Annotated in this window: 22 protein-coding genes and 2 pseudogenes; 15 read left to right on the top strand and 9 right to left on the bottom strand. The window is 52.4% G+C overall.

Features of this window, described 5'->3' with window-relative positions; translation table 11 throughout:
* Positions 1-2: 2 nt before the first annotated feature.
* Both CFLAV_RS22325 and CFLAV_RS22320 read left to right on the top strand, forming a co-directional pair.
* Entirely contained in the window at positions 3-1040 is a 1038-nt protein-coding gene (locus CFLAV_RS22325; protein WP_007417112.1) for a LacI family DNA-binding transcriptional regulator, read from the top strand.
* A 41-nt stretch (positions 1041-1081) separates the two neighbouring features.
* Positions 1082-1492, top strand: a complete 411-nt coding sequence (locus CFLAV_RS22320; RefSeq protein ID WP_007417111.1) for a hypothetical protein — start codon at positions 1082-1084, stop codon at positions 1490-1492.
* A gap of 26 nt (positions 1493-1518) precedes the next feature.
* On the opposite strand, the gene CFLAV_RS22315 is transcribed toward CFLAV_RS22320, so the two are convergent.
* From CFLAV_RS22315 to CFLAV_RS36995, 3 genes are all read right to left on the bottom strand, one after another.
* Positions 1519-2646, bottom strand: coding sequence for an RsmB/NOP family class I SAM-dependent RNA methyltransferase (locus CFLAV_RS22315; RefSeq protein ID WP_007417110.1), 1128 nt, complete (start codon positions 2644-2646; stop codon positions 1519-1521).
* An 81-nt stretch (positions 2647-2727) separates the two neighbouring features.
* Positions 2728-5589, bottom strand: coding sequence for an aconitate hydratase (locus CFLAV_RS22310; protein WP_007417109.1), 2862 nt, complete (start codon positions 5587-5589; stop codon positions 2728-2730).
* 289 nt (positions 5590-5878) lie between these two features.
* Positions 5879-6013, bottom strand: a complete 135-nt coding sequence (locus tag CFLAV_RS36995; protein ID WP_007417107.1) for a hypothetical protein — start codon at positions 6011-6013, stop codon at positions 5879-5881.
* A gap of 957 nt (positions 6014-6970) precedes the next feature.
* Here CFLAV_RS36995 and CFLAV_RS36205 point away from each other — a divergent pair.
* The 7 genes and pseudogenes from CFLAV_RS36205 (at position 6971) to CFLAV_RS34320 (ending at position 12366) form a co-directional block, all read left to right on the top strand.
* Positions 6971-7198 carry a hypothetical protein gene (locus CFLAV_RS36205; protein ID WP_007417106.1) on the top strand — a complete coding sequence of 76 codons (228 nt, stop codon included), beginning with the start codon at positions 6971-6973 and terminating at the stop codon, positions 7196-7198.
* Between the two features lie 13 nt (positions 7199-7211).
* A pseudogene (locus CFLAV_RS37685) lies at positions 7212-8091 on the top strand (NmrA family NAD(P)-binding protein).
* On the top strand, positions 8088-8897 hold the full coding sequence (locus tag CFLAV_RS37680; protein WP_085998887.1) for an alpha/beta fold hydrolase: 810 nt from the start codon (positions 8088-8090) through the stop codon (positions 8895-8897). The pseudogene CFLAV_RS37685 and the gene CFLAV_RS37680 overlap by 4 nt, the downstream one beginning before the upstream one ends.
* A gap of 1 nt (position 8898) precedes the next feature.
* Positions 8899-9306, top strand: coding sequence for a nuclear transport factor 2 family protein (locus tag CFLAV_RS22295; RefSeq protein ID WP_007417104.1), 408 nt, complete (start codon positions 8899-8901; stop codon positions 9304-9306).
* Between the two features lie 77 nt (positions 9307-9383).
* The gene (locus CFLAV_RS22290; RefSeq protein ID WP_007417103.1) at positions 9384-10757 is read left to right on the top strand and encodes an MmgE/PrpD family protein; all 1374 of its coding nucleotides are present in this window, start codon (positions 9384-9386) and stop codon (positions 10755-10757) included.
* Positions 10758-10823: 66 nt separating this feature from the next.
* Complete coding sequence (locus CFLAV_RS22285; RefSeq protein ID WP_007417102.1) at positions 10824-11231, top strand: nuclear transport factor 2 family protein; 408 nt, start codon at positions 10824-10826, stop codon at positions 11229-11231.
* 421 nt (positions 11232-11652) lie between these two features.
* Positions 11653-12366, top strand: a complete 714-nt coding sequence (locus CFLAV_RS34320; RefSeq protein WP_007417101.1) for a helix-turn-helix domain-containing protein — start codon at positions 11653-11655, stop codon at positions 12364-12366.
* Here CFLAV_RS34320 and CFLAV_RS32865 read toward each other — a convergent pair.
* Positions 12255-13211 carry an FKBP-type peptidyl-prolyl cis-trans isomerase N-terminal domain-containing protein gene (locus CFLAV_RS32865; protein ID WP_007417100.1) on the bottom strand — a complete coding sequence of 319 codons (957 nt, stop codon included), beginning with the start codon at positions 13209-13211 and terminating at the stop codon, positions 12255-12257. The two genes, CFLAV_RS34320 and CFLAV_RS32865, sit on opposite strands and share 112 nt — an antisense overlap.
* 196 nt (positions 13212-13407) lie before the next feature.
* On the bottom strand, positions 13408-14187 hold the full coding sequence (locus CFLAV_RS22265) for a glycoside hydrolase family 25 protein (RefSeq protein WP_150107542.1): 780 nt from the start codon (positions 14185-14187) through the stop codon (positions 13408-13410).
* 1278 nt (positions 14188-15465) lie between these two features.
* Between CFLAV_RS22265 and CFLAV_RS22255 the strand changes: the two genes are divergently transcribed.
* The 3 genes from CFLAV_RS22255 (at position 15466) to CFLAV_RS22240 (ending at position 18639) form a co-directional block, all read left to right on the top strand.
* Positions 15466-16170 carry a type 1 glutamine amidotransferase domain-containing protein gene (locus CFLAV_RS22255; protein WP_007417097.1) on the top strand — a complete coding sequence of 235 codons (705 nt, stop codon included), beginning with the start codon at positions 15466-15468 and terminating at the stop codon, positions 16168-16170.
* Between the two features lie 668 nt (positions 16171-16838).
* A complete protein-coding gene (locus tag CFLAV_RS22245; RefSeq protein WP_150107541.1) occupies positions 16839-17444 on the top strand; it encodes a hypothetical protein in 606 nt (201 codons plus the stop codon).
* A gap of 475 nt (positions 17445-17919) precedes the next feature.
* Entirely contained in the window at positions 17920-18639 is a 720-nt protein-coding gene (locus CFLAV_RS22240) for an N-acyl homoserine lactonase family protein (protein WP_160164636.1), read from the top strand.
* Positions 18640-19031: 392 nt separating this feature from the next.
* Here the strand turns inward: CFLAV_RS22240 and CFLAV_RS22235 are convergent, their stop codons facing one another.
* Positions 19032-19274, bottom strand: coding sequence for a hypothetical protein (locus CFLAV_RS22235; RefSeq protein WP_160164635.1), 243 nt, complete (start codon positions 19272-19274; stop codon positions 19032-19034).
* Positions 19275-19454: 180 nt separating this feature from the next.
* Between CFLAV_RS22235 and ilvD the strand changes: the two genes are divergently transcribed.
* The 3 genes from ilvD (at position 19455) to CFLAV_RS22220 (ending at position 23193) form a co-directional block, all read left to right on the top strand.
* Positions 19455-21188 carry a dihydroxy-acid dehydratase gene (ilvD, locus tag CFLAV_RS22230; protein WP_007417093.1) on the top strand — a complete coding sequence of 578 codons (1734 nt, stop codon included), beginning with the start codon at positions 19455-19457 and terminating at the stop codon, positions 21186-21188.
* 280 nt (positions 21189-21468) lie between these two features.
* Positions 21469-21855, top strand: a complete 387-nt coding sequence (locus CFLAV_RS22225) for a BON domain-containing protein (protein ID WP_007417092.1) — start codon at positions 21469-21471, stop codon at positions 21853-21855.
* 72 nt (positions 21856-21927) lie between these two features.
* A complete protein-coding gene (locus tag CFLAV_RS22220) occupies positions 21928-23193 on the top strand; it encodes a PQQ-dependent sugar dehydrogenase (RefSeq protein ID WP_007417091.1) in 1266 nt (421 codons plus the stop codon).
* A 38-nt stretch (positions 23194-23231) separates the two neighbouring features.
* Here the strand turns inward: CFLAV_RS22220 and CFLAV_RS22215 are convergent, their stop codons facing one another.
* The 3 genes and pseudogenes from CFLAV_RS22215 to CFLAV_RS36600 all read right to left on the bottom strand — a co-directional run bounded on the left by CFLAV_RS22215 (position 23232) and on the right by CFLAV_RS36600 (position 26027).
* On the bottom strand, positions 23232-23681 hold the full coding sequence (locus tag CFLAV_RS22215; protein ID WP_007417090.1) for a CBS domain-containing protein: 450 nt from the start codon (positions 23679-23681) through the stop codon (positions 23232-23234).
* A gap of 291 nt (positions 23682-23972) precedes the next feature.
* Positions 23973-24452 carry an ankyrin repeat domain-containing protein gene (locus tag CFLAV_RS32860; protein ID WP_007417089.1) on the bottom strand — a complete coding sequence of 160 codons (480 nt, stop codon included), beginning with the start codon at positions 24450-24452 and terminating at the stop codon, positions 23973-23975.
* Between the two features lie 12 nt (positions 24453-24464).
* Positions 24465-26027: pseudogene (locus CFLAV_RS36600) on the bottom strand (amidohydrolase).
* Positions 26028-26684: the final 657 nt, after the last annotated feature.

Raw genomic sequence — 26684 nt, 5'->3', positions numbered from 1 at the left:
CCATGGTTCGATTAAAGGACATTGCTAATCGTGCGGGGGTTTCCGTCATGACCGTTTCCAAAGTCATGCGCAACGCCCCCGATATCTCGGCCGCCACCAAGGCACGGGTAAAGGTGCTCGCTCAACAAATGGGCTATGTTCCCGATTCCACGGCCCAAAGTCTTCGCACTCGAACCAGTCGTTTGCTCGGTGTGGTTGTAACCTCTTTGACCGATCCCATTTTGTCCCGCGTCCTATTGGCGTTGGAGGAACGGGCTTACGAATCGGGTTTCGAGATTATTTTGACACAAACCCTGGATCGCGAAGAAAGAGAGGAGGCCGCCATCCAACGCCTGTTGGCTCGCCGCGTGGATGGCTTGTTCATTTCGCCGGTGTATCGACTCAAACCAGAAGCGCCGATTTACCAAATCCTCCAGGCTCGTGGCACTCCGGTCGTTATTCTCGGTAACAATGCTCCTTTTTGCCGCCAGTTTGTGGCGGTTGGAGCAGATGATTTATTGGGAGGCTATGCGGCCACTCAACATTTGCTTCAACTAGGTCACAAACGAATAGCCTTCTTCACCGGCCCTCACGCCTCACCATGGGCTCACGAACGCTTTGAAGGATACCGTCGGGCGCTTCGTGAAACCGGCCTCGACGTGGATGATCGACTCGTCTTCCAGGCAGGCCAAACGATAGATGATGGTGCCAAGGCTGCCCTCCAGTTCATGAACGAGTCGGCTGATGCCACTGCCATCCAGGCTGTAAATGACCTCGTAGCCATTGGTTGCGCCAACACCTTCCTCGATCAAGGGGTCAAGATTCCTCAAGAGTTATCGCTCATTGGTTTTGGGAACATTCTCACCAGCGAATATTTCCGCGTTCCCCTGACCACAGTTCGTCAGGCCAAGTTTCGCCTCGGTTCTGCGGCAATGGAAGTCATGTTAAAAATGATCGGTGGCGAACGTGGCGAACCAAAGCGCTTGAAAGCAGAGATCGCGGTTCGCGCCAGCACAGGCACACCGAGATTAGGGCCGCTTATACCCTCACCAGCCACTTAGTTGTTTCGGGTTGGCACTCCCTATGCTTCCTACCTTCATGTATGAAGCGTATTCTCTTTATTGTCGGTCTCGTAACCATGCTGGCTGGCGTGGCTTGGGGTGTTCAGCGCTGGAACAGCTTCCAGGCGAGCGCCAAAACCAACCAATTCAACGAGGATGTCGATAACCTCTTCGTCGCGCTCCAGCAGTACAAGGAGCGAATCGGGGCCTATCCCGTGGGCAGCAATGCAGAAGTTGCTAAAGCTCTGATGGGTAACAATAATAAAAACCTCATTATTCTCGTAGGTCGCAAGAAGGACCTCAATTCCAAGGGCGAATTCATTGATCCTTGGGGCACACCACTCCGCATCTACTTTTCAGGCGAAGGCGTGTTGGTCCGCTCGGCCGGGCCTAACAAACGTTTCGACGATAGCACTGTCTTAATTCAAGACGACTACTACCGCTCAAATTAGGCACTCGCAAATGGCAGGATTTGAGTCTATCCTGCCTTTTGCCACGCGCACACAAACATTCCATTCCCACCCATCTCCTGGGGTGAAAACCAAATCTGCTCACTCGTTGTCCCTGGTTTAAGCGGGTTGATTAGAGACATTACTTTGAGCTCGGGAAATCTCTTGCTGATCTCTGCTGCAACTTCGGAAGTCTCCTCCCGTGTCAGCGTGCAAACGGAATAAACCAGTTTACCACCGGGTTTTAACGCCGGCATAGCATAGGCGATTAGTTGCTTTTGAACCTCGGCCAATTCCTGAACATCCTTCAAGGTCGTCGTCCAGCGTGCATGAGGATTTCTCTGCCACGTTCCCACACCACTGCATGGCGCATCAATAAGAATACCGTTAAACTTGGTCTTTGTAGGCAACTTCGCGCCGCCATCCCAGATCACTGATCTGTAATTAAAAATTTTGGCTCTGCCCGCGCGGAGCTTAAGTCTTTTCAGGCGCCATTCCGCTCGATCACTGGCCCAAATCAATCCCTTGTTCTGCATCAAATCACCGAGATGCAAAGTTTTGCCACCTTCCCCTGCGCAGGCGTCCCACCATGTCTCTCCGGGATTAGGTGCACAGATAAGCCCGACCATTTGTGAACTGATATCCTGCAACTCAAATTCACCCGCGTGAAATTCTGGCGTGCGAAAGAGATCCTGACTCCCCTCGTATTCCAACGTCTCACTCAACGGACCATCCCCGGCAATCCAACATTCTCCCAACTTCTCAGCCAGTTCCCTGCCCTTGCCTGGTCGCGCGCGCAACCATAATTTCGGCTCGAGTTGCAATGACTTCAACCAAGCCGTCGATACATCAACATGATCCTTCGTCCACTCAGGCACGGCTTTTACAAAATCTGAATCAGGTATGCTCGCTGGCTCATTTAAAAACGCCCGATTCAATTTACGCGCCTGGCGCAATTGTTCTTCCATCGACTGACTCCGGTCCAACCAACCGTACCATCGATAGTACGCAAAAACCGTTTCGCTGATGTAACGCCCATCCTCTGGACTAACTCCCTTCTGCCCTCGCAACTCTGTCCGCAGCTGCGCGTCAGCAGGCCGTTCACGATTTGCCTTCGCTATCACCTTCGCCGCTATGGATAAAATTGTCTGGCTCATTTACAAAAATATGCCCGCAAAACAGTGGTCTCCAAATCTTTTGTTCCTGCTGTTTTGCGGGCTCTAAGCTTTTCTTAACTATCAGGCCGCCGCAATCAACTGACGCAATACAAACGGCAGGATGCCACCATGTTGGTAATAATCGATTTCAATCGGCGTATCAATGCGGCAGCGCACCGCTACATTCTCCACCTGGCCATTGGCCCGCGTAATACGCAACGTCACATCCTGTTGCGGTTTCAAGTTTTTATCGAGACCAAGCACATCGAACGTTTCAGTGCCGTCGAGCTTCAACGTCTGCGCGCTCGTTCCTTCCTTGAACTGCAACGGCAACACACCCATGCCGACGAGATTGGATCGGTGAATGCGTTCAAAGCTTTGAGCAACCACCACTTTGACACCCAGCAGGTTCGTGCCTTTCGCCGCCCAATCACGCGAACTGCCCGTGCCATATTCCTGACCCGCGAAGATGATCAATGGAGTTTTCCGCTGCGCATACTTGATGGCCGCATCATAGATGCTCAACTTCTCCGCCTCAGGTTGAAGCATTGTAACGCCACCTTCGACTCCCGGAACCATCAAGTTCTTGATGCGAACATTCGCGAAAGTACCGCGCACCATCACGCGATCATTTCCACGACGCGATCCGTAACTGTTGAAATCAACCACCGGAACACCGTTCCCCTGCAGATAAACTCCGGCTGGTGAACTCGCCTTAATGGCCCCGGCAGGGCTGATATGATCCGTGGTCACTGAATCACCAAATATCGCGAGCGGCCGAGCTTGCAACACTTCCGTGATGGGATGCGTCTGCAGCGAAAACTCAGTGAAGAACGGGGGCTCCTGGATGTAAGTCGACTTGTCATCCCATTGATACAGATTGCCAGCCGAAGATGGAATCTTGTCCCAAAGCGGATTCTGCGACGAAAAGTCTTTATACATCGCATGAAACGTCTCCGCACTGAAGGACGATTTCATCAAGTCGCGAATCTCTCCCAGAGTAGGCCAAATATCGCGCAAATAAACATCCTCTCCACCTTTGCCCTTGCCAATCGGCTCCTTCGACATGTCGATGTTCACGCGACCAGCCAGCGCAAACGCCACCACCAACGGCGGGCTCATCAGGAAGTTCGCCTTGATGCTCTGATGCACGCGCGCTTCAAAGTTGCGGTTACCCGAAAGCACCGAAGCCGCGACAATGTCGTTGCTCACAATCGTGTCTTCCAAATGCGGATCGAGAGGACCCGAGTTACCGATACATGTCGTGCAGCCATAACCCACGATCTGGAATCCAAGCCGATCCAGGTAAGGTTGCAATCCGCTGTTCTTCAAATATTCGCTGACCACCCGCGACCCGGGCGCAAGCGAAGTCTTCACCGTTGGATTCACCTGCAAACCTTTTTCCACCGCCTTCTTTGCGAGAATGCCGGCCGCCAGCATCACACTCGGATTCGAAGTGTTGGTGCAGGAAGTGATCGAAGCGATCAGCACATCTCCATGACCGAGATCAGCAAACCCGGCTTCCTTGCCCATGGCATTGGCCGGCATCACATCCGGCGTTGGACGATTATTCATCATTTCCAACTCCGTCAATGCGCTTGTATTCTGAGACTTCTTGGCGGCAGGAACCTGGTCACCACCGCCACTGATCATTTCAGCAGCGGTTGTTCGGCCTCCAAACCGCGTGGCAAACCGCTTGCCCAAGTCAGCCACTGCTTTGTTGTAACCATTGTCGGCCACCGGCTTCTGGAACAAATCAACGAACTTGTCCTTCAACTCTGGCAGATTAATGCGGTCTTGCGGACGCTTCGGCCCCGCAACGCTCGGCTTCACTTCGCTCAAATTCAATTCCACCACCGTGCTGTACTCGCACTGACCTTTTTTCGGAATGCCAAACATCCCCTGCGCTTTGAAATAATTCCTGAACGCATCCACCTGCTCCTTCGTGCGACCAGTCGAAGTCAGATATTGGCACGACTCTTCATCAATCGGGAAAAAGCCCATCGTAGCCCCATATTCCGGAGCCATGTTCGCAATGGTCGCACGATCCACCACCGGCAATGCCGCCGCACCTTCACCAAAAAATTCCACAAACTTTCCAACCACCTTCGCCTTGCGCAACATTTGCGTCACCGTCAACGCCAGGTCCGTCGCCGTAACCCCTTCCTGCAAAGTTCCCGTCACATGCACGCCCACCACATCAGGCGTGAGGAAATAAACCGGTTGGCCCAACATCCCCGCTTCGGCTTCAATGCCACCCACGCCCCAACCAACAATGCCGAGGCCATTAATCATGGTCGTGTGCGAATCCGTGCCCACCAGACTGTCCGGATAATACACGCCGCTCTTGTCCGACAGCACACCCTTCGCGAGATATTCCAAATTCACCTGGTGTACAATGCCGATGCCCGGCGGAACCACCTTGAAAGTATCAAACGCCTGCATGCCCCACTTCAGGAACTGATAACGCTCACGATTGCGCTGAAACTCCATCTCGATGTTCTTGCGAAGCGCATCAGCGCTACCGGCGAAATCCACCTGCACCGAGTGGTCCACCACCAAATCCACCGGCACCAATGGTTCGATAATTTTTGGATTCTTCCCCAACCGCGCCGCAGCCGACCGCATCGCTGCCAAATCCACCAGCAACGGCACCCCCGTAAAATCCTGCAAAACGATACGCGCCACGATAAACGGAATCTCCTCCGACCGCTCCGCCGTCGCCTTCCAATTCGCCAGCGTGCGAACATTCGTCTCGGAAACCTTCTTCTCGTCGTAATTGCGCAACACCGACTCCAGCACGATACGGATGGAAACCGGCAGACGGGAGATGGGACCGATTCCGGCCTTTTCCAGGGCGGGAAGAGAGTAGAACGACCCTTGTTGGCCGTTGCCCAAATCAAACTTTTGAAATGTGTTAAACAGGTTATGCGCTTTGTTCATAAATTAGTTGGCCCTGCCAAATCTTGGCGAACAGCCAGACGAGAAAAATGCGGTTTGCGCGAATCACTGTCAAGCAAGGCATTGCAGCCAAAACTCTGCTCCTGCTCAGAACCTTGTTATACGCTCCCGCTCTCATAAATTTTTTAACTGCCGTTAACACGGTTTAACTCAGTTTAGTTCATGTTAACTCAAGCTTAATCTCCAGCCTCCAACTCCCTGCATCATCTTAATACGGTTTTCTCTCCTCATAAAAAAATTTTAACCGACCATTACCGTCCATTGGCGTCTATTACCGTCCGATACCGACCGAACTGCCTGCCAGATAGCGCAGATTTTTAATCTGCCGTATCGCCGATTTGCAATCGGCATTGCTCATAACCAGCCACTCATCCAACCATTCACTCCACGCACCGAACCCTTTCATCCTGTGTTCTGGATTCTGACTCCTGACTCCTTCCCAAAAAAAATTTAACCGTTATTTGGCGTTATATAGCGTTATTTACCGTTATCAGGCGTTAGACCTCTCCACTCGAAAATCGAAACCCGTCATTCGATATCACCCTTAAAAAAAATTTAGCCTTCATCCAGCTACATCCACCTTCTACTACCTTCATCCACCTTCCGATTCTTCCAATTCGAAATTCAACGATCGGCATTCGAAATTTCAACGAGCCGACCCGGCATGATAACCAACTGCATGAATGGATGTATCTGACTGAAACACGATTAAACCTTGGCACCCACCCGAGAGGACCGACGAGTCCAAGCAAACCCAATTGCCCAGCCTCACTCGTTGTTGCCATGGCCGAAACAGGCTCATTCTTTGCTCTCATACGCTGAGGCATTCCTTTATATAGCTGCCTGAACATAACTTTTAACGTTTACAAAACTAACTTACTTAAATACTATGTCAACCACTTTTTTACTTTTTCTGCATTTAACAACCTTTGAAATAAATCCCCTCCTCAACTGTACCCTTCGAACCGTGGGCCGCCCTCTTCCAGTCCATCGTTGCCAAGGACGCCCCGCTGGCATTGCTGGGCGTGTAAACCCCGAGCAACGGCAGCTACTTCTGTGAAGACTGGCTCACTCACGTCCAACCTCAACTAGTCGAAGGTTGGCCGCTATTCGCCAACCAGACAGCGAGAAAAACAGCATGCGAGATGATCGATACTCCGAACGCGACGGGAAACCTTCCAAGTCGGTTGATGGGGTCCAATTCAGCCAGTAGCGGAAGGGTAAATCCCCATATGCTGATTTTTGCGGCTGGAGCCACGCGATACTATGCTCAGGGCACCTCTTGGTGGTTTTCTCTGGAAGAAAGTTGCGAGGTATCGTGAACGAGGGTTCGTTTTGCTCCGCGAAGAAAGGATTAACGATTATGATTCAAAGAACGCGCGACATTAGCAACGGGCTGCAACCGAGCCGGGGCGACCGTGGCGCGCCCATCATAGGACCTCGCAACGTCCCATTGGAGCGCGAAAATCCCGGCCTTCTGGCTTCTCCCGACACTGAAATGGATATCCGAAGGCCGGTAGCACGAAGGGTTCGGCACCGGGGCACAGACCAACAAGATCCGTTGCAAGCCAATGCGAGACGGCGACAGTAATAGGAAACTGAATATGTACGCTATCACTGGAATCACGGGTCGTATCGGGGGCGGCGTCGGGCGCGCACTTCTGGCGGCCAGGCAATCTCTTCGCGCTGTAGTACGCGACGTCGGCAAGGGTACGACATGGGCAGAGCGTGGCTGCGAGCTGTCGGTTGCGGATATAAATGATGCGGCAACGCTCACGGCCGCATTCGAGGGAGTGGAAGCTGTCTTCGTCCTGCTTCCTCCGAACTTCGACCCGACACCTGGTTTTCCCGAGGCTCGGATGATGGCGACTGCTGTGCGATCGGCTCTTGAAGCAGCGCGTCCCGCGAAAGTTCTGTTCCTGTCCACGATTGGCGCACAGGCAACTCGGTCGAATCTGCTCACTCAGCTCGCGATCATGGAAGAGGCACTCGACGGGCTGCGCATGCCCATTACCTTTTTGCGACCGGGTTGGTTCGTGGAGAACTACGCTTGGGACGTGGCGGCGGCCCGCGACAACGGCGTGATTCCAAGTTTTCTCCAACCACTCGACAAGCCGGTCCCGATGGTTGCCACGGCAGATGTGATACGCGTCGCGGCGGCGTTGCTTCAAGAAACGTGGAGCGGCCGGCGCATCGTCGAGTTGGAAGGGCCGCGTCGCGTAACCCCAAACGACATTGCCGCTGAGTTCTCAAAGATTCTTAGCCGTCCGGTCCGCGCGGAGGTCGTTCCTCGCGAAACTTGGGAAGCCCTATTCAAGTCGCAGGGTATGAAAAACCCGCTGCCACGGATCCAAATGCTCGACGGTTTCAATGAGGGTTGGATCGAGTTCGAAGGGGGCAAGGCCGTATCACTCAAATGGGGACGTCTCCTTCGAGACAGTCCTGCAAGGACTAACGCAAAAAAAGAAAGGAACAACAAAATGAGTAATTCAATAATGTCTACGCGATTAAGACGAAAAATATTTCAGTCTCTCTACCTCGCGTTGTTACTGTCGGCCCCCTGCGCGGTCTCAGCGCAGAACGGACAGCATCGCCTTCGGAATATTGTTCTGGTCCACGGCGCGTGGGCAGATGGTTCTGGCTGGAAAGGTGTTTACGACATTCTGGTCAAGGATGGCTACAACGTCAGCATCGTCCAGGAGCCGGAGACCTCCTTTAAGGAAGATGTGGCTGCCACGAAGCGCGTCCTGGCTCAACAAGCTGGACAATGCATTCTGGTCGCTCATAGCTATGGGGGATCCGTAATTACGGAAGCCGGGATGGATCCATCGGTTGCCGGGTTGGTGTTCATCGCGGCACATATGCCGGATGCTGGGGAGAATGAAGCGGACGATGGAAAACGCTTCCCAAGTGACGTCAGCAAGTCTGCCGCGATAAAGAAGACGGCGGACGGATTCACTTACATTGACCCCTCGCAGTTTCATGAGTACTTCGCAGCCGACCTGTCTGCGGAGCAGGCCGCTTTCATGGCGCGGTCGCAAGTGCTTAACTTGGCTGACAATTTCAATGCGGTTATCACCACGCCTGCGTGGAGAAGCAAACCAACCTGGGTGGCGGTCGCGGGAAAAGACAGAATGATCAACCCGGACCTCGAACGGTGGTATGCCACACGAGCCAACAGCCACAAGGTCGAAGTACCGGGCGCCAGCCACTCGGTCTACGTTTCCAGACCGAAGGAAGTTGCGGCTCTGATCGAAGACGCTGCATCGCACGCCCTGGAGGGGAAATAGAATGAATCAATCTATCGAAGAGAAAAATAAGATCTTGGTGCTTGATGCGTTTGCAACGCTGTTTAACAAACGCGATTACCCACTGGCAGAACGCTATTGGTCTCCCAAATATATCCAGCATAGCGCCCATATTCCGCCTGGACGAGACGGACTGTTCGACCTGGTTAAGAATGCACCGGCGACGCTGAAATACGAAAATCAGTTGATCCTGGCAAATGGAGATTTCTTGATGCTGCACGGTCGATTCTCGGGGCGTGGTCCTGGCATGCCAAACTGGATCGTGGTGGACATCGTGCGGGTTGAAAACGGTGTCCTGGCTGAGCATTGGGACGTGATTCAGGAGGAGGCGAATCGAGCTTCATCGAAGAGTGGTCTTCCGATGTTCGGGGATTGCTTTGGAGAGATTTAAACGTTGCCTTTGCGAAGCTGAACTACGCGCTGAGTAACAGAAATGAACTCACACACCAAAAACGGAGGAACCCGATCATGACCCAGGTTGAAGCACTCGCCAAGTATGCCGCTCGTGCTTCCTTCGACGACCTCTCGGCCGACTCTCGTAGGGAGTTGCCAATCCACATCCTGGACTCTCTGGGCTGCTGTATTGCGGCTCTGGGGGCCGGCCCTGTTCAGGCCTGTCGCGAGCAGGTCGCGGAGTTCGGCGGCACGGGTCCATGCGCGCTGATCGGCGGCGGAAAAGCAAACCCGATCTACGCGGCGTTCTGGCACACAGCACTGGTTCGGTACGTCGATTTCATGGACAACTTTTTGGCCCAAACCGAAACGTGTCACACGGCGGACAATTTCGGCGTGGCGCTGACCATCGCTGATTACATGGACGGCAGCGGCCGCGATCTCATGCTGGGAGTGGCACTGGGCTACACGGTTCAGTCACGGTTCGTTGATCATGCCAACTTCATGAGTAGCGGCTTCGACCACACCGCACAACTGGCCTTCTCGCACAACGCCGCCGCCGGCCGGCTGCTCGGTCTGAGCGAGCAGCAGATCGCGAACGCCATCGCGATGGCCGCAGTCAGCGACGCGTCTTTCGCTGTTGTTCGGGCGAAGCCACTGTCGCAATGGAAGGGCCTCGCCTCGGCGCAGTCCGCGCTCGGTGCCATGAACACACTGTTCCTCGCGCGCCGCGGGGTGGAGGGTCCGCTGCGAGTGATCGAGGGCCCACTGGGCATTGATCACCTCCTGAGGATGAATATCAATATCAATTGGGAAAAACAGGGGTACGAGGGCGTTCTGGAGAGCACCATCAAAAAGTACAACTCTATGATCCACACGCAGTCCGCAGTCCATTGCATGGTCGAACTCGCCAGGCAGAACAAACTCGCCGCCGGAAAGGTGGTCTCGATTGAAGCAGAGGTCTTCCAACTCGCCTACGATTTTGCCGGCGGTGGCCTCTACGGCGTGGACAAATTCATCCGCACCAAGGAGCAGGCGGATCACAGCCTGCCGTACCTGCTCACCGTGGCCCTGCTTGATGGCGACGTGATGCCGGCGCAATTCACACCAGACCGTATCATCAAGCCCGACGTGCAGGGCTTGTTAAAGAAGGTTTCGGTCCGGCCGAATCATGAATACACGGACGAGTATCCCGGGAAAATGCCTGCCAAGATCACAGTCCGGCTACAGGATGGCAAAGTGATCGAGCACGAGGTCCAGGACTACCCAGGCCTCGCTTCCGATCCGTTCACATGGGAAGACGAGGTTGAGAAGTTCGACAGGCTCGTGGCCGGTCGCGTCGACGAGGGGCTATCCGGCGAGATCAAGGACGCCGCGCGTTCGGTGGAAAACATCCAGGTCAGGGACCTGATGAAACTGCTCGGCTCCGTCAAGACAGGCCAACGTTGATCCGATTTGTGCAAAGTAGCTAACGAAGATAGTTTGAATCCAACAAATAAAGAAAGAGAGAATACTATGGCTATCACCGCAGACTATGTTCGTCAGGTTTTCAAAGGCCTCGAGAGTGGTGACGGCGCTGAATTTTTTGCGCACGTTGCCAATGACGTCGATTGGATCGTGGAGGGCACCCATCCCTTGGCCGGTCATTATCACTCGAAGGCGGACTTCGTCGCCGGCACGTTCGCCAAGCTCGGAAAAGTGCTTCCGAAAGGTACGCAGTTGCAGGTCGAGCACCTTCTCGTGAAGGATGACGAAGCCGTGGTTGAACTACATTCGTTAGCGACGGCAAAAAATGGCATGCGTTTTGACAATCGTTACTGCTGGGTTTGCACCTTCGAAAACAATGTCATCACAAGAGTTCGGGCCTACTTGGACTCAGCGATGGTCGCCCAATTATTCGAGGAGAACCCGATGTCTCTGTAAATCATCCAATCCGCTTCAATTGTTAAAGACATCGTACTCGTTCACGGCGCCTTCGCCGATGGCTCAAGCTGGTCGAAGGTCATCCCTATAAGCATAGACCGATAACCACCATCATCTGACCCAAATCCATCTTTCATTTGGCGCATTTTGCAAGTAGAACGGCGCGTCGTGCTAAGTGAAGCAAGGGAAGTTATTGCCCCCCATTTATTCCAGTTCTTTCCCCATTCCGGAAATTAATTTTGGCATTCGGTATAATTATGCGGTGATGCGGAAGCCATTTACGATCGGAGTATTTCAATTGATGAGTTTATCGGACGGTGTAGTTCAAATCATCGAGTTAGATTTTCACCATTTGTCCAGGTATGAACCGGAGTGATGGGTTACAGTCTATCCGGAGTGATGGGTTACACTTCCAAGCACTATGGCTTGGAAAACTGTGACCCCGATGGAAGAGATGATTCGATTTGTGATGTTGGCGCGGAGCGCGCGCTTTACGGTGACGGAACTGTGCGAGCAGTTCGGCATCAGCCGCAAAACTGGCTACAAACATTTGGCTCGCTACGCCGCGGATGGCTTGCAGGGCTTGGCCCAGCGCAGCCATCGTCCGCTCCAGTTTCCGCAACGAACCGACCTGGCGGTGGAAGCCCTAGTCCTGGCCGAGCGCCGGCTGCACCAGACCTGGGAGCCCAAGAAGCTGCACAAGGTTTTGGAGCTCAACCATGGGATTGAGTCGCCGCCCGCGCCGAGCACCATCGGCGAGATTCTCCGGCGCCACGGCCTGAGCGTAAAGCGGCGGCGCAAGGCGGGGCTGTACGTTGCGCTCAACGAAGGGCTGACCGTGCCCACGCACCCCAACCACGTGTGGACGGTGGACTTCAACTTTTTCCGGGATTTTGGCCGCATTGGCATCATAAAACTCGCCGTGTTTGTGACACCAGTTCGGCCAGAAGACGGCACTTTTTACGACCGCAGTGCGGCACTTAACACTTGGGCCAAACGCCTTGGTGAGATTCTCAACGCGTATCATTTGGCCGGATTGGAGGCTGTATATTCCCCATCCAGTCCATGGCCCACCGTGCCGGTGCCAATTAATGGATCACCAGGCTTGGGCATGGAAACCAGTTCCAGATCATAAATCAGAGTTGAATCAGGACCAATCTTCAGCGCCTGTTCCCCTTTATGACCAAAGGCAAGATCCGAGGGCACAAAAATCTGCCATTTAGATCCAACTCTCATTTGTTGCAAAGCTTCCTGCATTCCCATGGTTCCTGCGTCGCTTCTGGTCAAAAAATGCTCTTTGTAGTCAAATACCGTTCCATTAACATACGTACCCCGGTACTTTACTATGATGAGATCGTTGGTGGTGGGCTTTTCGCCATTGCCTGCTTCCAGAACCTTGTATTGCAAACCGTCAGGCATAACCTTGACTCCCTTTTCTTTGGCGTTTTTAGCCAGAAAATCTTCGCTGGCAGCTTTATTCTTTTTGGATTGTTGACCCAATGCATATGCTTGTGCCTGCTTGAAAAGCGGCTCGATTTCTGATTCCTTAACTTTAGTTGGCTTCCCTTCCAACATCTCCTTCAACCCCAAGCCAAGAGCACTGGAATCTATTTCCGCACCTGCGAGTTGAAGTTGCAGTCCCCTTCTCATTCCGGCCGCATAGCTGAATTTGTCCCTGCCCTTTACTGTCATCGTATAGGTCGAAAGCCCATCCTGCCGTGCCTTATTAAGAATTTCCGCAATGTCGGATTCCTTCATGACTGTCGGTTTTCCTTCCAACACATCCTTGACGCTCTGGGCAACCACATCGGGATCAAGATGCACACCAGTAGGCTTGAATTCCAAAGCCATCTGCATTCCCAAAGCATAACTTACCTTCTCTTTGTCTGGTGGAATGATTGGTGCGAATTCCTGGGCAATGATGGAAAACGCTGTGAACGCCGTGATCAAGATTAATGTTTTCTCTAATTTTAAATTCATAATAGTCCTGTTGTTTACTGGTTATATCTGTGTACCTAAAAAAAAAGTGGTTCACTCTGATTCTTCTGCATTTCTGCTTCCGTTACTAAAACCTATTTTCTGCAGGGAACCTGCGCAAAGTCTCGTGGATTTGCGCAGGTTTTGAATTCATACACAGTGGAGATACTCTCTCTCGCCACCGGAATGCTCTTTCCTGCTATTTCACGCCCTGATAGGCGATCAGCTCCGACAGAGACAGCGGATAGGCATCGAAGTCGGTGTTGCCCGAAATGCCGCACAAACTGCCGGTCGAGCTTACCTGCCAGTAGGTCCAATTGGAACCACCACAGCCCTGCTGCCAGGCGTTGCAGCAAGTGCAGCAGGTCCAGGGATTGCCCGTGTACAGGTTCTGACCGTTGTAGTTTGCAATCCAGGCAGAGAGATAGATGCCGCCTGGCTGGTCATATTCGATCAGGTCGCAGGCACCGTTGCCGGCGCTGCAATAGATCACCGGATGCAGGAAGTGCGAGGTCTTGCCCTTAACGGTCGAAGACCAGGCATTGAACCAGGCCGTGTAGTTGGCGGCGCCAACATGGCCATTAAACACCTCAAAATCCGCCATCGGATAGAGGGACTTGCCGTCGGGAGCGATCTTGCCTCCCGCAAAGCCCCAGAAGTAATTGGCCTCCGTGGCCGGGCTGTAGAGGTCAGGGCGGCAGAAATCATACGCGCCCATTTGCACGCCGGCAGCCTTGCCGTTGTTCATGTTGCCATTGAAGTAAGCATCCTGGAAGTAGGTCCCTTCGGTCGCCTTGGCAAAGCCGTACTGCGCTCCGCAGGAATGCGCGCTCGACCAGTTGATCGACCCCTGGTAGCTTGATACATCGATGCCAAACAGGTTGTTCGCTTGCGCACTTTGCGCACCAACAACCAGCGCCAGCGCGGCAGCCAGTCCGAGGGATGTTTTCATCCCGATACGTTGTAATAAGGTTTTCATGGTTTGTTTCTTTCTGTTAGTCTTTTGCAGGAGCATTAATTTGTGGATCTGTAATCTCCCAATGCTCCCGCAGTGATGGAGGATTGCAGATTCTGAACTGGTTGGTTTCAGATTCATGATGTGCAAGGCAGGGCGGCTCAAGCAGCGACAGACTCCTCATCCAGCAGAGACTGTTACTGCCCTATTTGTAAGATGTACAAGCTCTGAACTTTTATGTCCGGCACACCGCAAATTGCCGGTGGGACAGCGGCCCAAGCTTCTACAACACAAGGGCCAGTTAAAAAATTTCTGCTTTTTAAGAAGTGGGCTTTCGCCCGCGTGTGTGCCGATGATTGAAAATTAAAAACGACTGCGCTTCTGGCTTGTTTATTTGTCTCTTTTAAACCTGGCTATGCTCTTGCGAGTAGGGTCTTTATTGAACTAGAATTCTTGACTTGCGAATAGAGAGCATCTGGGCATGCAACGCGAACTGGAAATTCACCCGCGAGATTAAAGCAATCCAAAACTCCTGTCAATCCAACACCCAACCACATGTTCATGTGAGTGCGCATCCTGACACTGTTCTTAGTTTGAAGTCCAAAGTTGGTCCCAGTGGTGGTTGCGGCGGGCTTCATCAATGGCCAGGAGGTGTCGGAGTCCTTTTGGAGTCCAAAACTGTCCGGGTCTTTTGAAGCGGCATTGCTTCTGTTTACAGGCCGATTCCACTGCCTCCGAGCCGATTGGCCAGCCTCGCCGCGCAATGGTCTGGTAGTTCATTGGGGATGCATGATTGGCAAAATGGTTTTGCTCCCGTGCCAGCATCTCGCCCGCTTCCCCGCATTTCCTTTTCAACCCGGCAATTTCCGACAAGACTTTCCTCTCCTGCCCATGCCTTATAAACGGGTCATAAACGGGGTCAGACCAACTTATTTACACCCCCATCTCAAATGAGCGTCAATAATTTGACCGGCCCATTTATAGCTCAGTGTGAATTGGCCTCCATCAGGCTCAGCACCGAATCCGATAAAACGATTGCCAATTGTTTATTGAAATGATTTCTGCTCGTTTTGTCATGAGGTGACCGATCACAACCGACTTTCGCCCTTAACCGGATTTCGGCATGACTCCGGATTACGCCAACGCGCAAGGGGACTAGTCACCAAGGCCTTACTTGGAACCCCAATCGAGCAGCTTTGCGAAGCTTGTGCTGAGGATATACGGTTAAGTGGTGGCTTACTTCAGAAAGCCTGACCACCAGGTAAGCCGACAATCAAATAAGAAAACAAAGGAGAACGAGCTATGAAAATACTAATGGTACTGACATCACATGATCAACTGGGCAACACCGGTCGCAAGACCGGCTTCTGGCTGGAGGAATTCGCGGCACCTTACTATGTATTTCGGGATGCGGGTGTCGATTTGACACTGGCCTCGCCGAAAGGCGGGCAACCACCGATCGATCCGAAGAGCGATTTGCCGGAAAATCAGACTCCCGCGATGACACGCTTTAAGCAGGACGCGAAGACGCAAGAGACGCTGTCCCGAACACTCAAACTATCCGAAATGAATGCGGAGGACTTCGACACGATATTCTACGTGGGCGGCCACGGTCCGATGTGGGATCTTGTCGATAACCCCGATTCCATCGCCCTGATCGAGTCTTTCTACAATTCCGGCAAGCCCGTCGCTGCGGTCTGCCATTCGCCGGCCGTGTTCCATCGGGCCATGTACGAGGGAGCTTCGCTCGTAAAGGGCAAGCGTGTCACTGGCTTCACCAACGGAGAAGAGGAGGCAGTGCACCTCACCCATGTTGTGCCCTTCCTCGTCGAGGATGAGTTGAAGCGAGTGGGTGGCCTTTATGAGAAAGCTCCCGACTGGCAGAGTTTTGCAATCGTGGATGGACGCCTCATTACCGGGCAGAACCCGGCCTCGTCCACCGCTGCGGCCCGTGCACTTCTAGAAGTACTCACGGCCGAAAAACATGCAGTCGGAGCCGGCGCGTAAGTTCGGGTACAAATAAATGAGTGCATCATCAACCCCACCGGCCCGGCGAAGCCGATTTCACATCAGTCGGTATGAACCGGAGTGATGGGTTACACTTCCGAGCACTATGGCTTGGAAAACGATAACCCAGATCGAAGAGATTATTCGATTTGTAACGTTGGCGATTGGAGAGCATGCATTCATTTGTGTGCCCCCCCCACTTTGATTGCATAGTGGCTTTTGTTTTTCATCCTGCGAGATAATCTTAGACAACCTGACCACGCTTTCTGACGAGATGCTGGAGTCGACAACATCCTGGCCGTTTCCGTTCCGCTTTCGCGGTTGACATTATTGGCCCGACGTGGCTCAGTTTTGCATCGTATGCGGATTCGCGTGCTGACATGAATGTTGCATTTACACAGACAGGAGCAGCGAGGTTGGATTCCCTCAACGCAAGTTACCCATTTACGACACTTTCAGGCGATCGTCAGGTGTTACAGCTTTCGGGTTTTGGACGGCGCTACAATCTTTCCCAAAAGCAGAATTCGGAGTTTGAGCTGGTACAGAGGCATCTTTTCGGTCGGCTTGCATATCGAGCATGCCGGCCAATCGTCGCCATATTTCGTTGTCTTTTGGGACCTCAATATTCTTTTGGAGCTCCGGTTTTCTGAAGCTAAAAGCAAATAACGTTGACCAATCACACCATGCAACTACACCGCACATCTGCGACCATCATTCTTTTACTTTGTTTAATGTTTCAGACAGGCTGTATCCAGATTCCCATAGGCAGCAAAGTCGGCAGGGAAAGCGTGGTTGGCGTTAGGACAAACTCTGAAGGACAAATTTCAGAGCAGATTTTCGCAGTGCCAACTGAAAACCACGTCTTCATGCCTTTCTCGCCGGAAGGCATGCAGTTAAACTATGTGGCGAGCGAGACATGGAGATTCTACCTGCAAGGTGAAGATGGCGAACGGAAAGTTTTACGTTTTTTACAAGCAAAGGCGGGCTTTGCCATGCCTTGGGATTTGGTTGCACCGTTGTCGAGCACAAATTTATGGATCGCAGTAAAGTATGACGGCTCATCCCGCCAGGTGGAACAACATAAGTACCTTTACCGTCTTGTATATTTCAACCCGATCCAAAAGACAGAAGAGCGATTACTCACCTATCCGGACCTCGGAACTTTCGAGTTTGACCACGACAAACGTCTGCTTCTGTATAAATTCGGAACTAATGAAATAGCCTATGCTCCCACGCGACATGCTGAAACGAATAATGCAGCAGCGCACAAGTAGGCCTGACAAACCGCCCGGGTCAGCCAGCATCTTGGTATCATAAGAATCTCGAGCCTGATTGCACCATCGACAGTTCCACCTTTAAGGAGTTGGTCATAGTTCTTTACACAAAAGGGTCAACAATGGAGATCAGACCAAATTTTTTACACTTCTTGTTTCTTTCAGTCCAATAGCGCACAGAGACAATGGAAGCAGAATTACAGGGACGTGAAGTTAAAAATGGAACTGCAAAGTTACACCTTTATTCAACCTTGAACAGCCCACGGACGGTTCTCCACACTACCACCCCGTTAAGTGTCCAGTCATTGGGCCCGGTCAACTTGACCGTACGATCCAGCACGGCTACTTTCCGCTCATGCTTAAAATCATTACGAAGTATAAAACTCTGATAGCGATACTTTTTCTTTCAACTCTTCTCGCTCCATATGCGCATTCCACTGAAAAACCGGTAGTCACAGAAGTACGAGTTTATATTTTGGATGGCGGCCAGATTACGTTTAACGATATGGCGCCGTTTTCAGACACGGGTGAATTTGACGGAAAGGTCGGCCATTTGAGTGACATGTGCATCCTGGTAGCCCACCCAAAGGGCTGGCTGCTTTGGGACACAGGGGTTCAGCCGAAAAAATATGACGGCTTTGAATTCACACGCAAACGAACTCTTTCATCTCAACTGGCCGATATTGGGTTGAAACCCGAAGACATTACTTATCTGGCATTCTCCCATTTTCATTTCGACCATACAGGTAATGCCAATGAGTTTCTCAGTTCTACGTGGATTCTGCAGAACAAGGAATTGCAATGGGCGAATTCACAACCCACTCCATTTGGCGTCGATCCGTCGACATTTTCCCAATCTGAAAAAGTGAAAAAACAGATGATTGATGGTGATCATGATGTCTTCGGTGACGGCAAGGTGAAGATTCTTTCCGCCCCAGGCCATACTCCGGGCCACGAAGTTTTACTAATCAAGCTCGACAGCGGCAAAAACTTGATTTTCGCCGGGGATCTATATCACCAATCTTTAAGCCGTGATAAGAGATTGGTTCCCGCCTTCAACATTAGTCGCGCTGACACGCTTGCCTCCATCGACCGGGTCAACCGGATTGCGAAAAATCTCAATGCGAAGCTCTTTATCCAACATGAAAAAAGCAATTTTGATATGCTGCCGTCTTTCCCTAAGTATTTGAAGTAGAGAGACGCTGCGGCACATCGGCCATCGGCGTTGGCTCAGATTTGTACTTTAAACATCATCACGCCATGCCCCAAAAGCAAGAGCTTGCCATGTTGAGAGAGATTCCACGCAGTTACCTGAATTGCCCGGAGCGGGTCCAGACTTACAGTCGGTGGAGATGAATTGTGACGGCGACGGCGTGGATTCTCATCTTCATCGCAGTCCTCCTTATCATGTCGAAGATTCTAAGCAGGTTACATGCGGAAACGCAGCGAGTCACCGAACCTGGAACATAACAGGCCGATGACCAACCAGTGCACTTCAGATAAAACTTTTATCATATCACCTGAATTTAACCATTAAGCATTTGATGACATCTCAAATCATTTGTTTGCAACCATTCTCTTTTCCTCTCACCACCACCACCAAAAGCTTGTCAGCAATTCCAGCACAAAATCCCAAAATCCGTCTCTCCAGTGATCTGCCATCAGCCCACACACAACAGACGCACCAACACTGAATGCCAGCACCAACCATCCTGACTGAAATAAACCGCCCCCGATCCAAGCCCCTAAACCGCCACCCGCCACCATTCCACACCAAAAACGAGTTTTGTAGTGATGCTCCCCGGAAACGTAATTCTTCTCAGGTTTCATTTTAGCATTGGGTTGGCGGCCTTTTGTTTTGAGTCCAGCTTGTCCCATGCTTCCTCCGTTCGCCATTATAAAACTGACCACGGTTTCCAACAGCATTTTATGCGTGAATCGCAAATCGCCAAGTCATCCATTCCCAAGCCTTGTCAATCTGCCCTATTCATGCTGAAATTAGTATGAACGATGAAAAACAATTCGAAAGCCAGCAAGTCGCCTAAAGCCGACAATTTGCGCCCCTATTCCAGCCTCGTCCTCGACGGCCCTGAACGCGCACCCAGCCGCGCCATGCTTTATCCCGTCGGTTTCAAACCCGAAGATTTCAAGAAGCCCCTCATCGGCATCGCCTCCACGTGGAGCATGGTTACCCCGTGTAACATGCACATCGATAAACTCGCGCTCGAAGCCGAGAAAGGCGCCAACGCCGCCGGCGGCAAGGCCATTATTTTCAATACCATCACCATCTCCGACGGCATCTCCATGGGTTCCGAAGGTATGAAATATTCCCTCGTCTCCCGCGAAGTCATCGCCGACTCCATCGAAACCGTCGTTGGTTGCGAAGGCATGGACGGCTATGTCGCCATTGGTGGTTGCGATAAAAATATGCCCGGCGCCCTGATGGCCATCGCCCGCATGAACCGTCCCGCCGTCTTCGCTTATGGCGGAACAATCCTCCCCGGCTGCATCACTGGCGACACGCGCAAGCTCGACGTCGTCTCCGTCTTCGAAGCCGTCGGTGCTCATGCCAACAAGAAAATCAGCGACGGCGAACTGCAAGCCATCGAGTCCTGCGCCATCCCTGGCCCCGGCTCATGCGGCGGCATGTATACTGCCAACACCATGGCCAGCGCGATCGAAGCACTCGGCATGAGCCTGCCGAACAGCTCAGCTCAAGCCGCGATCTCTCCGGCCAAGAAGGATGATTGCCAGCGCGCCGGTGCCGCCGTGGTTAACCTGATCAAGAAAGGCATCAGGCCGCTCGACATCATGACCAAAAAGGCGTTCGAAAATGCCATCACGGTCGTCATCGCTCTCGGTGGCTCGACCAATGCCGTTCTCCACCTGCTCGCCATGGCCAATGCCGCCAAGGTAAAACTCTCGCTCGATGATTTCACCCGCATCGGCAAAAAGGTTCCTGTCCTCGCCGATCTCAAACCCAGCGGCAAACATCTCATGTCGGAACTCGTCGCCATCGGCGGCATACGTCCTTTGATGAAAACCTTGCTCGACGCCGGCTTGCTTCATGGCGATTGCCTCACCGTCAGCGCCCAGACTCTCGCGGAAGACCTCAAAGGCGTGCGCCCCTACCCCGTTGGTCAGACAATTATCCGTCCACTCAACGATCCCATCAAGAAGGACAGCCATCTCGTCGTCCTCTATGGCAATCTTTCTCCCGAGGGTTCCGTTGCCAAGATTACCGGCAAGGAAGGTCTCCGCTTTGAAGGCCGCGCCCGCGTCTTCAACTCCGAAGAACTCGCCCTCAAAAAGATTCTCGATGGCGGCATCAAGAAAGGTGATGTCGTGGTCATACGCTACGAAGGCCCCAAGGGTGGCCCCGGCATGCGTGAAATGCTCAGCCCCACTTCCGCCATCATGGGCAAAGGCCTCGGCAAGGAAGTCGCCCTTATCACCGACGGTCGCTTCTCCGGCGGCACCCATGGTTTCGTGGTCGGCCACATCACCCCGGAAGCCCACGTTGGCGGTCCTCTCGCACTGGTGAAGGAAGGCGACACCATCGTCATCGATGCAGAAAAACGTGAACTCTCCGTAAACATTTCCGCGAAGGAAATGGCTGCCCGTCGCAAAACTTGGAAGCAGCCCAAGGCCCGTTACACCCGTGGCGTACTCGCCAAATATGCCCACCTCGTCACCTCCGCATCATTAGGCGCCGTGACCGACAATAATTTAAACCTCGAATAACGCTGTTCGAGCCTCATAGGGCTTCGGCGCCTCAGCGTCGGAGCCCTTTTTCTTTGGTAATCTACGTATCTTGGATGGCTTGGCTTTCTCATTTTTGCGTTGGCACGAGCGATGCTTTTCAAGACATCGATACCTTTCGGCGTTCATGGGTTTGAACCCCACTTCTGGGGAATAGGCGTTCGCTATTCAGCGAACAACCACGCCTGATCATCAGCCATATCGGCTGACAGCCTGATCTCAAGCTGTGTGCGCTGGAAGGTTTGAATACTGAAAGCTCCTCATGAAAACTATCGTACATATTGTTGTTCTCGCATCGATGGTGGCAGCTGTTAATTCTGTTTGCTTCGCCTCTCCGCCAGATCAACAGGAAACCTCAAAAAGCCAGGCCCAAATTGCCAGGAACACAACCAGCAATTCCAGTTCCTCAGAAGAAAAAAAATTCGCAACCTCTAACGACCGGGCTACCTCCAAGGAAATCATCACCCAGATCGTTCGTGAAGATACCGAACTCGCCGTCCAGGCCAGGCGCTTTAAAATCCTTACAGTGAATGGCCACGTCACCATCTCAGGCAAAGTTAAAAGTGAGAAACAAAGAGAAAAGATTGGAAGTATAGCTTCCAATGTTGTGGGCCAAACCAACGTCGATAATTTGTTGGTGGTCAAATAATCCGTTGGTGACACGCCTTGTCATCAACTTGCCGATTTGACAAAGACGTTAGAAACAGGCTTTAGTTGTTCCATGCGAAAGGCTCTCATTTTAAATCGGTTCACTTTCTTTCCCGTTTTGTCTCTCTTCTGTCTCCTGACATTTTCAGCCTTGCGAAGCCCTGCTGCTGACGAACTGGCCGCCATGCAATTGAAAGTCGCCTTCCCCAACCTGACCTTCAATCGCCCCCTCTGGCTGGAGGAAGCTCCAGATGATTCCAAGCGTATGTTCGTGGTGGAACAGTTTGGCCGCATTCTGTCCTTTTCCAAGGATACGCAATGCAAGGATACGAACGTCTTTCTGGACATCACCGAACGCAAACCGCATGAAAACAACGAGGAGGGTCTCCTCGGTTTTGCGTTTCATCCTGATTTCAAACAAAATCACAAATTTTACGTTTACTACTCCCAGCAGAATCCGAAACGAAGCGTTCTCAGTGAATTCACAGTCTCCGCAACCGATCCCCAAAAGGCTGACCTCGCCTCGGAGCGCATTATCATGCAGACGCCCATGGTTTATGGAAACCACAACGGCGGCACCATTCTCTTTGGCCGTGATGGATATCTCTATATCAGCGTCGGCGATGGCGGTCTCGGCGGAGATCCGCACAACTTCGGCCAAAGCACCCGCTTCCTCTACGGCAAGATTCTTCGCATCGATGTCAACTCCCGCACCGGGTCATTGCAATATGGCATCCCTAACGACAATCCCTTCGTTGGCAAAAGTGACAAAGGCCTGCGTGGCGAGGTTTATGCCTGCGGCTTGCGCAATCCCTGGCGCATGAGCTTCGACCGCGAAACCGGCGAACTCTGGGTCGGCGATGTCGGCCAGGACAAGTTTGAAGAAATAGATCTTATCGTCAAAGGCGGCAACTACGGTTGGAGCGTGCGCGAAGGCTTTCATCCTTTCAAAGAACCCGTCGACCGGCTCAAGGACCAGTCCACCAGGCTAATCGACCCCATCATGGAATACGCCCATACCCCGGCCTTGCAGAAAGAGTGCAAATTTCCCGACCATAGTATTGGCCTCAGCATCACTGGAGGTTATGTTTATCATGGAAAGAAATTGCCCGGGTTGCAGGGCGTTTATCTTTATGCAGATTTCGTTCAAGGAACTGTGTGGGGACTGAAATACGAGCACGGTCAGATAACCGCGGACAGCCAGCTAACGAAACCAAATCTTGCACGCTCAATCGCCAGCTTTGGTGAAGATCGAGATGGCGAAGTTTATCTTCTTGCCTTCGACGGAAAAATTTACGAACTGGAAGCTGCTCCAAAACAAACCGCGCAGGCAAATTGATCCCTCTCGCGCAGTTGGCCCGGCCTCGGTATCGCCACTCAACCCGGGTACTTGCCAGTGATGTAATCTTCCATCTGGTTCAACGCCAGATGTTGCGCGGAGATCATCCAATTAACCAGGTCACCAATGGAAACCACCCCCACAACCTGGTCGCTCTCAATCACCGGCAAATGACGGATGCGGTTCTCGGTCATTATCCGCATGGCTTCTTCCACCGAACAATCCGGGTCAACCGAAATAACCGGTCTCGAAATGATTTCTCTCACCAGTGTCTGGCGGGAGGATTTTCCGTGAAGCACCACTTTGCGCGTGTAATCGCGTTCTGAAAACATGCCAACCAATCTGTCATTTTCCATCACCAGCAACGCGCCCACGTTCTTTTCAGCCATTTTCTCAACGGCTTCATAAACGGTGGCGAATGGTTGGATGGACCAGATTTGCTTGCCTTTATAGTTGAGGATCGAGTCGATTGTTCCGCTGATATTCATGTTCGCTCTCCTGGTTGCTGGTCGTTTAGGTCGGATTGATCTCCATTCAGGAGATTCATTTCAGTTTCCAGTTTTTCTGCTGCCTGCGTTGCTCTCTCTTCCAGGCTTCCATGCGATGGCGGCACTCGAAAAGAGTACGGGAATCGTTCTTGAGGAACGCTTCTGATGGTGTGATATATTTAATAAACAACAACTGCCGGGAGTTGTAAAGTCCTGAATTGAAGGTTTTTGATTATTTTCCCCCATTCGCCGACGCATTGGTCCACCGTGACCGCCCAACCGTTCTGAAATCTACTCCTTTGCCCCGCGTTCACGCAGAAGTTGAATCAACTTTTCATTCAGCGTGTTTTTTGCCAGATCCAATGTCGTCCTCCCATCCTTTCCCCGCGCATTCACATCCGCACCGTTGGACAACAATACCGCCGCCATCTCTTCCTTCCCGCCAAATGCTGTCCAGAGCAGCGGCGTAAGACCCCGATTGTCCATCGCATCCACCTTCGCGTGATGATTCAGGAGAACCTTGGCCAACTCCGCGTCCCCTACATAAGCTGCCACATGCAGCGGCGTCCAACCCTTCTCCTGTCCGTCCACGTTTTTCACATTCGCCAGGGAGGGATGCTCTTTCAGCAGCTTTTCTACCAACGCCACATTTCCAGAATACAGCGCGTTCCGAAATTCCTTCGTATGGTCCGCCATTTTCAGCATGACCAAAACCACTACCGCAAGCACCAATACTCCTGCGGCCGCAACGATGACTTTCAGAGACTTCATATGTCTAATGCCTTATTTGCCTTCCCTTTCATAAACCACCCGTCCATCCATCACCGTTAACACCACCTTCGTGTTCAAAATCTCCTCCGGATTAATGGCAAACAAGTCTTTATCCAAAATTACAACGTCCGCCAGCTTGCCAGGCGTAATTGTCCCTTTAACCTTCTCGGTAAACTCCGCATAAGCAGATCCAACTGTATAACCCCTTAACGTCTCCTCCAACGTGATCTTCTGCTCCGGCACCCAGCCATTCGGATGCTTTCCATCCCACGTTCGACGCGTTACGGCTGCATAAATGCCAGTCATTGGGTTCAACGGTGCCACCGTCCAATCCGACCCAAACGCCAGCATCGCCCCCGAATCCAGCAGCGACCGAAACGCATACGTCCCCTTCGTCCGCTCCTTCCCAATCCGCTCCTCGCACCAGCGCCCGTCATCAACCGCATGATACGGCTGCATCGACGCAATCACATGCTCCGCGCCGAAACGCGGAATCTCCTGCGCCCGCAAATGTTGTGCATGCTCGATGCGCGGACGCCGATCCCTGGCTCCGTTCTTGTCCACCGTCTTTTATAAATATCCAAAATCTGCGCGTTCGCCTCATCCCAATCGCATGATGATGATTTGAAATCCTGCGCGATCCGCCTCCAGCACCCGCTTCAACAGGATCCCTTCAGGAAACATCTCCGGCCCAGGCAAACCCCGATTATGCGCATCATCCGAATAAGGCTCGAAGAACAACGCCGTCGACGACCCCAGACTCCCATCCGAAAAACCCTTCAATCCCCCAATCCGCAACATGTCATTCCCGAAAGGTGCCTTCATCCCCGTATTCCCCAACCGTTCCCAAGACGAAATCGGCGACATCCCATAAATCCGCGTCTTCAACCCGCCTTCCGCCAGCAGCGTCTGGTAAACTCCCACATCCCGCCCGGTCGACATATCCTGAACACTCGTCACGCCCAAGCTCGCCGCATAATCCGTCGCCGCCTTCGCCGCCGCCAACTTCTCATCAAAAGTCTTGTCCGGAATCACATTATCCACATACGACATCGCCGCATCCTTCAGCAACCCCGTCGGCTCCCCATTAGGGTCACGAACAATCAAACCGCCATCAATCTCCTTGCTCTCCTTCGTCACCCCCGCCAACTTCAACGCCAGGCTGTTCGCCAACGCCATATGTCCATCCAACCGGCTCACGAACACCGGATTATTCGGCGTCGCTGCATCGATCCACTCCTTGTGCGGCAAAGGCGCTCCCGGCCACCGCTCATGATCCCACTCACCGCCCACAATCCATTGCCCCTTCGGCAATTTCTCAGCAAACTTCCTCAACCTCTCCGCCACTTCCTCCGGCGACTTCGCATCCCGCAAATCGACCTGCGACAACTGAAAACCGCCCATCAAAAAATGCACATGCGAATCATTGAACCCAGGCAACACCAGCTTCCCGCCCGCATCCACCACCCGGGTATTTTTGCCGGCGAGTTCCTTGATCTCCTCGGTGGTCCCAATCGCGGCAATCCGATTCCCATAAACCGCCACCGCCTCCGCCTTCGGACGCGCCTCGTCCATCGTATGAACCTTCGCATTGACAATCACCAAATCCGCCGACATCGCCGAGCTTGAATTAGTTCCCATGGCAAACGACGCTACGACTCCCCCCAATACAATTAAAGCAAAAAAGCAGCGCATATTTTGTCCTCTCGAAGCCCGCAAAAAAATTTAACCGACCGTTACCGACCATTGGCGTCTATTACCGTCATCCACCGTCTGATTCTCCCATTTGGCATTCGAAATTCGCCATTCGAAATTTCCATGGCCGACCGAACCCTCATTCATGTATTAACATTAACCGACCACAACCAACCGAAATGCACCATTTCAGCTCAATCCCGGCTTCTATTGTTCTCCCAGCTCTCATCTTTCAACCTTTCGCCCCCTCCGTTCGACAATTGAAATTCGCCATTCGAAATTTTCCAAGCCTTCCGATACCTTCCGATACCTTCCGATACCTTCCGATTTTCCATCACTCATTAGCCTCCCGATCCTGCTCAATCGATACCCAAAACTTGCAGTTCTACATCTGCGTAGCCTCCCGGTTTTTCCATTAGAAATTTGAAACTCGCTATCCGACATTTCCCAGTCTCCCGGCGCGACATCATGAAAATGGCCCGGCTCCAGAGTCCCGGAACCCACGCCCAAATGCATTTCCAACCCCATCGGGACGAC

It is taken from the genome of Pedosphaera parvula Ellin514 (assembly GCF_000172555.1).
Taxonomy (GTDB): Bacteria; Verrucomicrobiota; Verrucomicrobiia; order Limisphaerales; family Pedosphaeraceae; genus Pedosphaera.
The sequence above is the reverse complement of the archived record's forward strand: the minus strand, read 5'-3'. Positions and strand labels throughout refer to the sequence as shown.